The following is a 13,307-nucleotide window of genomic DNA, read 5'->3' on the forward strand; positions in this document are numbered from 1 at the left end:
CGGCTCCCAGAATTGTGGATCCCAGCGAACGGCGTGCTCACTCGGAGTCGCTCGGCGATGCTGAGTCCGGGTATACTACCACGCTCCGCCAAAACCCGTCAACTCGCCTTTCCGCCGACGTGCGCCGTGTCCCATGCGTCTGATCCTGCTTGACGGCCTTCCAGGAACCGGAAAATCCGTAACCGCCCAGCATCTGGCGCTCCGCTACCGCGGCGCAGGGCAGACGGTGCGCTGGTTCCATGAGCGCGATCCGGCGCACCCGGTGTTTTCGTTCCGGCACTTGGCGGAGCTTCGCGACCAGGGTGGACGGCAGCTGGCTGAGCGACTGATTGCGGGGTGGCAACGCCTCGACAGGGAGGAGCAGGAGGAGATCGTGATCCTTGACGGCACCCTCCTCAATCTCGGACTGGGGATGCTGCTCGCCATGCGGACCCCGTTCGATCGCATCTGCGAAACACTGGACGCGATCGCCACCGCGATCCGGGCCCACGACAGCTCGCTCGTGTACCTCAGCCCCGCGTCCATTCCCCAGCACCTCAGCGCCCTTGGCGCGAACCGGGGCTCGCAGTGGGGCTACGCCATGCACCGTATGCTGGAGCACAGCCCGTTTGCCACCGAGTGGCAGCATCGGGCGGGGGGGGGCGCCCTCGTCGCGGCCCCGGAAGGCGACGGGGTGTCGCCACTGGTGCTCGCCTTCTGGGAGCACCAACACGCCGTTATCGGCCAGCTGATGGCCCGATGGCCGCTGGCGGCCGCCACCTGCGTCCGGCAGGGGGAGGATTGGTCGGGGTTACAGGAGCAGGTGGCCGCCCTCGTGGCCGCCCCCGACTGGACCCCCATCCGCCCATCGGTGCCAGCACTGCTGGCGTGCCTCGGAGCCTATCGGGGGGTTCGTTCGGGGCGACGGGTGACCGTGACCACCGACGGGACCGCGCTCTACCTGCAGCACCCAGACGGCGTCGTGTCTCGGCTCATTTCGAACGGAGAGGACACCTCCGCCGTCGTTGAGGGGCTACCCGCGGCCGTACACTTCCGCCCGGGCAGCGACCGCACGACGCTTCAGATGACGAGCGCCGTCGACAATGATCGCGTGATCACCGATGACTTCGAGCGGGAGGGGGGCGCATGACCACGTCGCACGCTGCCGGAACGCTGCTCGATGTGATGCTCGAGCATGTGCGCCGCACCCCCGACAAGCGGTGTATGACGTTCCTAGAGAACGGTGAATCGCCCGCGGACAGCTGCACTTTTGCCGAGCTCGACCGCGACGCGCGGGCCGTCGCCGCGGCGTTGTCGGCGCAGGCGGAACCGGGAGATCGGGTCCTGCTGTTGTTCCCGCCGGGGCTCGACTTCATCCGCGGGTTCATCGGTTGCCTCTATGCCGGGATGGTGGCGGTCCCCGCCTATCCCCCACGCAAGAACCGGGGCGCCGAGCGGGTGAGCGCCATCGTGGGTGACGCCGACGCACGGGTGGTACTCAGTACCGCAGAAGTGGCCGGAACCCTCCCCGAGATATCGGGCTCGCAGGGACGGCTGCCGGTCATTGCGGTGGCCGCGACCACCGCCAACGATACGACCACGCCGGTGCCTTGGTCGCCCGCGTGGCCCACTCCCGACACGCTGGCATTCCTGCAGTACACCTCGGGATCGACAGGCACCCCCAAGGGGGTAATGGTCTCGCACGCCAATCTCCTGCACAACCTCGAAACGGTCTGCCTCGCCTTCTCCATGAGCGAGAGGTCGGTTTTCGTGGGGTGGCTCCCCGTGTTTCATGACATGGGGCTGATCGGCCAGGTCCTCGCCCCCCTCTATCTCGGGGCCTCGGTCGTGCTCATGGCCCCCACGGCGTTCCTCCAGCGCCCGCTGCGCTGGCTCGAAGCAGTGTCGACCTACCGCGGCACCGTTTCGGGTGCCCCCAACTCGGCGTATGAGCTCTGCTTGGCGCGCACCACGCCCGAAGAGCGAGCGCGGCTCGATCTTTCGTCGTGGACCATGGCGTACAACGGAGCCGAGCCGGTGCGCGAGGACACCGTGCGCCGGTTCATCGAGGCGTTTGCCCCCGCGCGCTTTCGCCCGGAGCAAATGCAGCCGACCTACGGCATGGCAGAAACCGTGCTCTTCCTGACGATTCAGGGGGCCGGTACCGCGCCAGTCTTCCATCGCCACGGGAACCGCCAGCTGGTGTCGTGTGGTCACGCCTTCGACCGCGCCACCATCCGCATCGTCAACCCGGTCACGCGCATGGCGTGCGATGAGGGGATCGAGGGAGAGATCTGGGCCTCCAGCCCCGCGATCGCCGCGGGGTATTTCAACAACCCGGCGGCCACGGCCGAAGTATTTGGTGTCGCGCTCGCGCACGATGATGGCGCCCGCTACTACCGCACCGGCGATCTCGGGATCATGTCCGGCGGGCACCTGTTCGTGACCGGGCGAGAGAAGGACCTGATCATCGTCCGCGGCCGCAATTGCTATCCGCAGGACCTCGAAGCCAGCGCCAGCGAGGCCGTGGCCGGACTCCGGGCCGAGATGTGCATCGCGTTCGGTCTGGATGACGGCCTGCGCGAACAGGTCGTCGTGGTGGTCGAGTTACCACGCGAACTGATGCGCGGCGATCACCAGAGCATCATCGATCGGGTGCGCGCACGCGTGGCCACCGACCACGATGTGGCGCCGGATGCGGTGGTGCTGGTGAGGACCACCACGCTGCCGCGCACGTCGAGCGGCAAGGTGCAGCGGCGGCGGTGCCGACTGGACTACCAGCAGCAGCAGCTCGACGTCGTGGCCCAGTGGCAGGCGGACGCGCCGGACGATGCGGCCGCAACGTCCGATTCGCCCGCCGCGCTGGCGACCCCCACCCACGACGCGCTGCGGGCGTGGCTCGTGGAGCAGGTCGCCGCGCTCAGTCACCGCGCACCAGCGACCGTCGATGCACAGGCGCCGCTCAGCCAGTTTGGCTTCGACTCGGTACAGACCGTGGCGCTCGCCGGCGCACTGCAGCAGCGGCTCGGCCGCGACCTGCCGGCGACGATCGCGTACGACTACCCCACCATCGACGCGCTGGCCTCACATCTCACCGGGGCGACGGCACGCCTCACCGGTACCGCGGGCGACAGCACCACCGGCCGCACCGCCGGCAGCGATGATGACGTCATCGCGATCGTGGGCCTCGCGTGCCGGATGCCGGGCGCAGACACCCCCGAGGCCTTCTGGTCGCTGCTGGAGCAGGGCGCGCACGCCATCACCGCCCCGCCCGCCGATCGTGATCCGGCGCTTGGCCTCGGCGGCTATCTCACCGATGTCTCGCGCTTCGATGCCGCCTGCTTCGGCATCTCGCCGCACGAAGCAGGGCTGATGGATCCGCAACAGCGACTGCTGTGCGAAGTCACCTGGGAAGCGCTCGAGCGGGCGGGCATGGTGCCGTCGTCGCTCGCGGGCACGCGCACCGGGGTGTTCGTGGGGGTGAGCGCCGGCGATTACGCGCGGCTGGCCGCGCGCGGTGGCCACACGGCTGAAGCCCATGCCGCCACCGGCAACGCCTCCAGCGTCGTGGCCAACCGCCTGTCCTATCTGTTCGACCTGCGAGGCCCGAGCTGGGCAGTGGACACCGCGTGCTCCTCCTCGCTCGTGGCGGTGCACCACGGGTGCGACGCGCTGCGTGCCGGCACCATCGACACGGCGCTGGTGGGCGGCGTGAACGTGCAGCTGCTTCCCGACCTCACCACCGCATTTACCCGCGCGGGGATGCTCTCGCCGGCGCGCCGCTGCCGCACCTTCGATGCGGCCGCCGATGGCTATGTGCGTGGGGAAGGCGCCGTGATGGTCGTGCTCAAGCGCCTCGCCGACGCCCAACGCGACGGCGACATCGTGTGGGCGCTGCTGCGCGGCAGCGCCGTGAATCAGGATGGGCGCACGCACGGGCTGACCGCCCCGAATGGTCCGGCACAGACCGCCGTCGTGCGTGAAGCCCTGCAACGGGCCGGCGTGACCTCAGCTGCCGTGCAGCTGGTGGAAACGCACGGTACCGGCACCGCACTCGGTGATCCGATTGAAGTGCAGGCGCTCGCCGCGGTCCTCGACGAGGCCCCGCGATCATCACGCTGCTTCATCACATCGACCAAAGCGAACATCGGCCACCTCGAGGCGGCCGCTGGCCTCGCCGGCCTGTGCAAGGTGGTGCTGGCGCTCCGTCACGGCGTGATTCCGCCACAACCCGGAGTGGAAACGCTCAATCCGCGGATCACGCTGGGCGAGACGCTGGCCATTCCTTCCGAAGCGCAGCCATGGCCGGCAGGACGCCGCATCGCCGGCGTGAGCGCCTTCGGGTTTGGCGGCACCAACGTGCATGTGATTGTCGAGGGCGCGCCGTCGACCGAGGTGGTGCCCGTCGAGGGGGCGCGCGACGCCCTCCCCGACCGCTCGGCCCACGCGATACTCGCCCTCAGCGCGCGCACCCCGGCCGCGCTCCGCGCACTCGTGCAGCGCATGATCACGTGGCTGGAGGCGCAGGGCGACGTCCCGCTGGCCCCGCTGGCGCACAGCTGGTGCAGCACACGCGGACTCTGGGCCGAACGGATGACCGTGGTCGCCCGCACCACCGCCGAAGCAGTCGATCTGTTGCGTCAGAACGCGCCCCCGCATGGGCGGATCGCCGGCGCGCTGGGTGACGTCACCCAGCTGTCGATGGCGGAGCAAGACGCGGCCGCACGCTTTCTGGGTGGTGACCTCGTCGACTGGCGCGCGCTGTATCCGTTGGCGGCTCGACGACCCGATGCCCCGACGTATCCCTTCGAACCGGTGCGTCATTGGCTGCCGGCGGCCAACGGTTCCGCGCCCGACGCGCCTGTCCCCCTGCCGCAACCCTCCGGTACGCCCGCTCAGGGACCATTGGACGACCAACCGCGAGCGGGGGGTATCCGGTTCGGGGTGATGTTCTTTGCGGCAAACGTCGACGCCCTTGCCGCCGACGGGTACAACCTGTTGCTCGACGTGGCGCGCTTCGCCGACGAACAGGGGTTCAGCAGCGTCTGGCTGCCTGAGCGGCACTTTACCCCGTTGGGCGGCGCGTATCCGGCCCCCGCCATCCTGCACGGTGCCCTCGCCATGTGCACGAAACGGGTGCGCCTGCACGCCGGCAGCGTCGTGGCGCCGTTGCATCATCCGGTGCGGATTGCCGAAGACTGGGCGGTCGTGGACCGTCTCTCCAACGGCCGCGCGGGCTTTTCGCTCGCCACGGGCTGGCACCCCGATGACTTCGCCCTCGCCCCCGAGCGATACGCGGATCGACAGGCGGAGTTGCACCGCACACTGCACACGGTGCGGGCCCTCTGGCGCGGCGAGCCGTGGGTGGGAAGCAACGGCCTAGGGGAGCAGACGTCGGTGACCACCCTGCCGCGCCCCATCCAAACGGAGTGCCCCGTATGGATCACGGCGGCGGCCAATCCGGACTCGTTCGAGCGGGCGGGCGCCGCCGGCGCCAACCTCCTCACGCACATCCTCGATCAGGATGTGGACGCGTTGGCGGCCAAGATTGCCCGCTATCGCCATGCCCGCGCCGCGGCCGGTCTCGACCCCGCCACGGGACAGGTCACGGTCATGATCCACACCTTCGTGGGCGAGGACCGCGACACGATCCGCGAAGAGGCCCGCGCGCCCTTCTGTCAGTACATCGAGGCCAATCTCGGGTTGCTGCGCGGGCTCGCCAAGAGCCGCGGTCAGGAGATCGACCTGTCGACGCTGACAGGAGATGATCGTGCCGAGTTCATCAATTTTCTGTACGATCGATTCGCTGAGCAGCGGGGGCTGATCGGCACGCCGGAGTCGTGCTTGCCGTTGGTCCAGCGGCTGGAGGCGATCGGGGTGAACGAGGTGGCCTGTCTGCTGGACTTCGGGCCGGCGCCTTCGCGAGTGCGTGCCTCGTTGAAGCATCTGGATCGACTGCGCCGACTTGCCGCCGACCGTCCGCTCGACGACCTCTGCTACACCCGCCGCTGGGAGACACCAACCAGCATGCGGCCGGCGCTGCCCACACCGGTGCAGCTCCTCACCGACGCGCCGACTGGCCCGCTGGCTCAGAGCGTGCGCGCCGCAATCGCTGCAATCGGGGTGGCCGTGTCCGACGAGGGCCCGGCGTTGGTGCTCGACCTTCGTGCCGCCGAGGGCTCGACGGTCGAGGGGCCCGAGTGCGACGCCGATACGGCCATGACGCGCATCTCGGCCGCCATCAGTACCGCCCGCGCCGCGGGACGGGACGGAGCCGCACCGGTGCTGTACGTCACGCGCGGCGGCGTTGCGGTGCAACCCGATGAGCGGGTATCCCCGTCGTCGGCGGCCATCTGGGGTGTGGGGCGCGCCCTCCAAGTGGAGCATCCGGGTCAGCTGGCCATGCTGCTCGATCTCGACCCGGCGCTGCCGTTGTCGACGGGTGGTGATGCGATCACCGGCATGCTTCGCTCCCCGCCCGAGGATGACATGGCGGCGCTCCGCGGTGGGACCGTCCTCGTGCCACGCCTCGGTCGTGCCGCGCCGCCGCCGCCGCCGGGCACCGCGGTCCGCGACGGAACGGTGATGATTACCGGCGGAACCGGTGGGATCGGACTTGCCCTGGCGGGCGCCCTCGTCGAGGACGGAGTCCGCGACCTGGTGCTGCTGGCACGCACCCCTCAGGCGGCCTACGACTCTGTCGGCTACCGCGCGCTGCAGGCACTCGCCGACGCGCGCGGCGCCCGCCTTGCCGTCCATGCCATCGACGTCACCGACGGCACGGCGCTCGAGGCATGCTTTGAGCAACTGCGCGTAGACGGGCGCCCCGTGACCACCGTGTATCATGCGGCCGGTGTGCTCGACGATGCGACGCTCGACCACCAGGATACCGCCCGCATCGAGCGGGTCCTCGCCGCCAAGGTGAAAGGTGGCTGGCTGCTTCGGCAGCTGGCCGAGCGGCATGGCGTCGGTTCGCTGGTGTTCTTCTCCTCGGTGTCGGCCCTCCTCCCCGCCCCCGGGCAGGCCAGCTACGCCGCGGCGAATGCCTATCTCGACGGCCTCGCCGCCGAGGGGCACGCGCTGGGGCACGCTGTTCGCAGCATCAATTGGGGCCCGTGGGCCGAGGTGGGCCATTCGGCCACGACCTACGGTCGGGCCGCCCACGCACAGCTGGCCTCGCTGGGAATTACGCCGCTGAGCCCAGCCATCGCGCTGTCGCTCGTTCGGCAGCTCCCGGCAAGGGGCGCGCCGTCGCTGATCGTCGCACAGGTGGATTGGCACCGGCTGGGCCAGGCCGACCCCCTCGCCGCGCGACTGCCACTCGTGCGGGCGTTGGTGCAGGCATTTGTGCAGGAGCGGGCACCGGAGCGGGCACCGGAGCGGGCACCGGAGCGGGCAGTGGAGCGGACAGTGGAGCGGACACCGGCCCCGACGCCGGCGCGCGCATCCGAGCCGATGCCGCAGACGGCGCCGTCGCGTACCGCGACGGCGATCATTCCCGGTCCCGGCGCCGAACGACACGCGTGGCTCTTCGCCCATCTCGCGCGCGCGCTCGGGGAGACGCTCAAGCGTGCGGCCGACGATCCCATTCCTCCACGTCAGCCGCTGTTCGACTTGGGGCTTGATTCCATTCTCGCGCTGGAGCTGCGGGATCGCCTGGAGCAGGAGCTCGGCATCGGGCTCAAGCCCACGGTGCTGTTCACCTATCCCACCCTCGAAACGCTGGTCGATCATCTGCTCACCCTGCTGCCAGCCGAACGCCCGTCCACCGAGGCATCGGACATCGAAGCCATGCTGCGGGCCGCCCTCGACAGCGGCCGGACATGAGCACGAACGACCTCCTGCAGCGGGCGCTGGACGAGATCGTTCGTCAGCGAACGGAACTCGCCGCGCTCCGCGCGGAGCGTGCGAGCGAGGCGACCCCGATCGCCGTGGTCGGCCTCGGGTGTCGGTTTCCCGGCAATGCGAGCACGCCGCACGCCTTTTGGTCGCTGCTGGACGAGGCACGCGATGCCACCGTCGACGTCCCGACGGATCGCTGGGCGCACGATCCGGCGGCGTCATCCGCGCCCGCGGTGCGGCGCGGCGGTTTTCTGGCGCGGGTCGACGAGTTCGACGCCGGGTTCTTCGGCATTTCGCCTCGAGAGGCGCGCGCGATGGACCCGCAACAGCGCATGCTGCTGGAGACGGCCTGGCATGCGCTCGAGGATGCCGGCATTGCGCCGCCATCCGTGTACGGGTCGTCCACCGGGGTGTTCGTCGGCGTCACCTGCTTCGATCATGCGATTCGCCTGGCGGACCGAATGGCGGAGCTCGGCCCCTACGCCGGCACCGGTAGCGCGCTCAACATGATCCCCGGGCGTCTCGCCTTTCTCCTCGGCGCGTGCGGTCCGGCGATGGCCGTGGATACCGCGTGTTCGTCGTCGCTCGTGGCAGTGCACCTCGCCTGTCGCTCGCTCCGCGATCGCGAGTGTGACATGGCGCTTGCCGGTGGCGTGCAGCTGATGCTGTCACCCGAGGTGATGGCCTCATTTGCGCAGGCGCACATGCTCTCGCCCGACGGCCGGTGCAAAACCTTCGACGCGCAGGCCGATGGGTACGCGCGCGGCGAAGGGTGTGGCGTGGTGGTGCTGCGACGCCTCGACGACGCGGAGGCGGCAGGCGATCGGATTCTCGGGATCATTCGCGGATCGGCGGTCAATCAGGATGGACCGAGTGGCGGACTCACCGTGCCCAGCAGTCTGGCGCAAGCCGCCGTCATCAGGCGGGCGCTCGAGTGGGCGACCGTGTCGCCAGCCGACGTGGATTACGTCGAGGCACACGGCACCGGGACCGCGTTGGGTGACCCGATCGAGATCGAAGCGCTGGCGCAAGCGTACGGTCAGCATCGATCCTCGGACGATCCGCTGCTCGTGGGATCGGTGAAGACCAATATCGGGCATCTGGAGCCCGCCGCCGGGATGGCCTCGCTGGCCAAAGTGCTGCTCGCGTTTGCGCACGCGCGCATCCCGGCCCATCGACAGCTGACCAGCCCCAACCCGCACATTGCATGGGCCGACCTGCCTATCCGGATCGTGACGGAGGCGCGCCCATGGCCCACGCGTGACCGACCTCCCCGGGCGGGTATCAGCGCCTTTGGCTTCAGCGGCACCAACGCGCATCTGATCGTGGAGGCCGTACCGCGAGGCATCATCAAGACGGCACCGGGACATGAAAGCGCCATAGATGATGCAAACCTGTTGTGCCTGTCCGCCAAGACGCCCGATGCGCTGCAGCGGCTCGCGGCGGCCTGGCTTGGACATCTCGACACGCTCGCGCCCGAAACGTTCGGTGCGGCGTGTTGGACGTCGCGAACCGGGCGCGCGCACTTCGCGCATCGTCTGGCCGTGGTGGCACCCTCGCCAGCCGAGGCCCGGGCACAGCTTGCCGCGTGGCTCGCCGGCACGACCCACCAGTGCGCGCATGGCGTGACCGGCATGGCCGCATACGACGCGACCGTGCGGGAGGCCACGGCCAGCGCCGCGGCGTTGCTGGCAGGCGCCGCCGGCACCCCGGGTGCCCTCGATAGCGCCCTGCTCGAGGCGCTCGGGACGGAGTACGCCCGCGGGGCCGAGATCGACTGGCGTCACGAATGCTGGCGGGGATCGGGTCACCCCGTGAGTATTCCGCTGTATCCGTTCGCTGCCGAACGACATTACCTCGAGGACCGAACGGCTGACCGAACGGCTGACCGAACGGCTGACCGCCCGGCGGATCGCGCGGGGCTGGATGCCCGACCGGAGCCCGCCGCCCACGTGCTCACGTGGGAGCCGGTCGACGCGGTCCGTGGGCCGGGGTCAGCTGGTCGCCGTCTGCAGGGACGGGAGCTGCTGGTGGTGGGCGACGACACCCCGCTGTGCTCGATGCTCATCGCCGAAGCGGCGCTGCGCGGGGGCGCCGTTCGACGGCCGGCCGGCGCCGATGGCATCGACGCGACAGGGTGCACCGACGTGATCGTGCTGCCCGACGCGGCGACGGAAACGACGGCGGGCCACCGTGTCGCCGCACTGCTCGAGGTAGCGCACGCGGTGATAGCGGCCGCCGGTCCGGTGTCGGCCCGGCTCTGGGTGGTGACACGGGGCGTCGCACCGGTCGCTGGCGATACCGCGCGGCCGCCCCTCGTGGACGCCGCCTGCGCCGCGGCCGCGAGGGGCGTGAGCCTCGAACATCCCGCCCACGCCGGACGGGTCATCGACCTCGGCCCCTCGAGACCGGCCACCGTCGACGACATCTCGGCGATTCTCGACGAACTGGAACAGGAACGACCGGATGACATCGTGGCCGTGCGCGACGGGCAGCGCCTGGTGCCACGACTGCGCCCCTATGTCTCGGTGAGTCCGCCGAACGAGCCGCCGAACGGCACGCCGCCGCTTCGCGCCGACCGCAGCTATCTCGTGACCGGCGGGTTTGGCGCGCTGGGACTCCATGTCGCGGAAGCGCTAGCCGAGGCCGGCGCGCAACGCATTCTCTTGCTTGGCCGTCGTGGGGCCGGTGCGCCGGACGTTGCCCGCGACCTCCGCCTCCGACGCTTGAGCGACCGCGGGGTGACCGTAGTGACGCTCGCCGCCGATGTGGCAGAGGCCTCGGCGCTCCGCCACGCGTTGGCGCGCCACGAGGATCCTGCCCTGCCGCTGGGTGGGGTATTCCACGCGGCAGGCGTCGGGGGGATGCAGCCGGTGCAGGAACTCGACGCCGACGCCGTGCACGCGGTGCTGCGGCCTAAGCTCCTCGGGGCCTGGGCCTTGCACGAGGTCACGCGCGATGCACCGCTCGAGCACTTCGTGCTCTTCTCCTCCATCGCCGGCGTGTGGGGCTCACGCGGCCAGATGCACTATGCGGCCGCCAACGCGGCGCTCGATGCCCTGGCGCATCACCGGCACCACCTCGGTCTGCCCGCGCTGTCGATCAGCTGGGGACCCTGGGAGGGGAGCGGCATGTCGAGGGCCGACGACCTCGCGCTGCTCGAGCGGATCGGTGTCTACGGACTGGCGCCCGATGCGGCTACGGCGTGGCTGTTGCGCGCCATGCAACAGCCTGTGCCGCACCTGGTGATCAGCGCTACGGACTGGACGCGCTTTCGTGGCTCGTATGAAGCGCGTGGTCCGCGAGGACTGCTGGCCGCACTGTCCGCCACCAAGCAGCCGGCGGCGGGCGCACCGGCCCAGATCGATGCGCCGGTCGTGGACACGCCCCCGTGGCCGCGCACCGTGCTCGCTGCCTCGCCCGCAGAACGGACACATCTCGTCGAAACGGCCGTCACCGATGCCGTGCGCCACGTGCTCGGGTGGCCGTCCACGACCCACCTACCCCTCGACCAAGGGCTGTTCGAACTGGGCGTCGACAGCCTCGCCGCCCTCGATCTGCGGACGCAGCTCGAACAACTCCTCGGCCAGTCGCTTCCGGCCACCCTGATCTTCGAGTATCCCACGGTGGCGGCTCTCATCGGCGGCATCGAAGCACGTCTGCCGGATCACGCCGAGCACCGCGCGTCGTCTGCCGGCACCGCGCCGACCGCGCCGACCGCGCCGATCCCCCGCGCGCCACGCACCCCGCCGCCGGCGCCGGCGCTCCTCGACGAAGTAAGCGATGACGAAGCCGAGCGGCTGCTTCGTGATACGCTTGATGCGCTCGACCTTCCCACCTGACCACCGTCCTCCATCATGTCCGTCTATCTCCGACCGAACGTCCAGGTTGATCCGCTCTTCAACCGGTGGTTTGCCTGGAATCTCCTGATTCCGCCTGTGACGGCGGCGTTCAACACGCGCGACCGCCATCTCAAGGCCATGACCTCTTTCGTCAACGCGCCGGCCATGCACGCCGCCGCGCTGAAGAATCCGGCCATGAAGGGCGGAGCGTTCATCGACCTCGAGGCCCGCCACGTGCCGCAGGTCCGGGAACTCATTGCGCAGACGCAGCACCACGGCGCTGACCTGCTTGAACTGGCGAAGGCGCTCACGGACCTCGGGCGCATGCTACAGGAGAAGGCCAAGGGGCAACCCATGGAAAGCCTCTATCCGCTGGTCCCTGAGCCACTGCAGGGGTATGTGGAGCTCGTGTACGACATGAACCACACGCCCTCGTTCCGGGTGCTCGAGTCGATGCTGTATCGCAGCAAGTACTACGCCGAGCATCTGCAGACCGTGGCGCTGTCGCTGACCACGGAGGACCGCACGCGGCCGTTCATGCTCAGCACCCCGCGCATCGCGAACGATCGCGACGTGACGCTCGACCTGCGCTTCCGTGATCCGCGGCTCGATGCGCTCTTCCGCATGAAGCGCGAGCCGCGCCCCTTCGACGAGATCGCGGCGCTTCTTGGCGATTGCGTAAGCAACCCGGAGGGGCTGCGCGGGCTCTTCACCGAGACGGCGCCGGCGGCGGCGCCACGCTACGACGGGCCGGGCATGCGCGTGCGCTACTTCGGGCATGCCTCGCTGCTGATCGAAGGCGGTGGCATCAGTGTGCTCACCGACCCCATTCTCAGTTATCAGTACCCGGCGTCGCCGGACCGCTTCACCATGGCCGACCTGCCGGAGCACATCGACTACGTCGTGCTCTCGCATAGCCATCATGATCACGTGCATTTCGAAACCCTGCTCCAGCTGCGGCACATGATCGGGCACATCGTGGTACCGCGGAACGCTGACGGCCTGCCGCAGGACCCGTCGCTGTACCTGGCGCTCAAGCATACCGGATTCGACAACCTCATCGAAGTGCGCGACCTCGACGAGATTCCGCTGCCGGGCGGTCGGATTCATTGTTTGCCCTTCTTCGGTGAGCATCACGACCTGCTCGTCCAGAGCAAGAGCGGCTACAAGATCGACCTGCAGGGCCGGTCCGTGCTGGCCATCGCCGACTCGTCGAATCTCGATCCCCGGCTCGCCGGCCACGTCCGCCATCACGTGGGCCCGGCCGACCTGCTGTTCACGGGCATGGAGTGCGAAGGGGCACCGGCATCGTGGATTTACGGGCCGCTGTTCACGAAGCCGCTCAGCCGCGAGATCGATCAATCGCGGCGCGCGCGTGGCTCCTATGCCCACGAAGCGCTGTCGCTCGCCCAGGCCTTCGGCGTGTCGGGGGCGTACACCTACGCCATGGGCCAGGAGCCCTGGCTGAGCCACATTCTCGACAACGAGCTGGACGACACGTCGATATCGATGCAGCAGGTCGGGACCTTTCTTGCCCAATGCGCGAGCGCTGGAATCGACGCCGCGCACCTGTTCGCCAAGCGCGAGTTTGTGCTGGCCTAAAGTGCCGTGGGGGCCGCGTGACATCACGCGGCCCCCACGGTA

At 69.5% G+C, this 13,307-nt stretch carries 4 protein-coding genes; all 4 read left to right on the plus strand.

What is annotated here, in order from left to right:
- Positions 1-133 precede the first annotated feature (133 nt).
- The 4 genes from ACIQ51_RS04735 to ACIQ51_RS04750 are packed head-to-tail and all read left to right on the plus strand — an operon-like array spanning position 134 to position 13,265.
- The gene (locus ACIQ51_RS04735; RefSeq protein ID WP_396203858.1) at positions 134-1,129 is read left to right on the plus strand and encodes a hypothetical protein; all 996 of its coding nucleotides are present in this window, start codon (positions 134-136) and stop codon (positions 1,127-1,129) included.
- The gene (locus ACIQ51_RS04740) at positions 1,126-7,806 is read left to right on the plus strand and encodes a MupA/Atu3671 family FMN-dependent luciferase-like monooxygenase (protein WP_396203859.1); all 6,681 of its coding nucleotides are present in this window, start codon (positions 1,126-1,128) and stop codon (positions 7,804-7,806) included. Before ACIQ51_RS04735 ends, ACIQ51_RS04740 begins: the two co-directional genes overlap by 4 nt.
- Positions 7,803-11,663, plus strand: a complete 3,861-nt coding sequence (locus ACIQ51_RS04745; RefSeq protein WP_396203860.1) for a type I polyketide synthase — start codon at positions 7,803-7,805, stop codon at positions 11,661-11,663. Before ACIQ51_RS04740 ends, ACIQ51_RS04745 begins: the two co-directional genes overlap by 4 nt.
- Before the next feature lie 15 nt (positions 11,664-11,678).
- On the plus strand, positions 11,679-13,265 hold the full coding sequence (locus tag ACIQ51_RS04750) for an MBL fold metallo-hydrolase (RefSeq protein WP_396203861.1): 1,587 nt from the start codon (positions 11,679-11,681) through the stop codon (positions 13,263-13,265).
- Positions 13,266-13,307: the final 42 nt, after the last annotated feature.

The organism is Gemmatimonas sp., from assembly GCF_044344655.1.
GTDB lineage: Bacteria > Gemmatimonadota > Gemmatimonadetes > Gemmatimonadales > Gemmatimonadaceae > Gemmatimonas.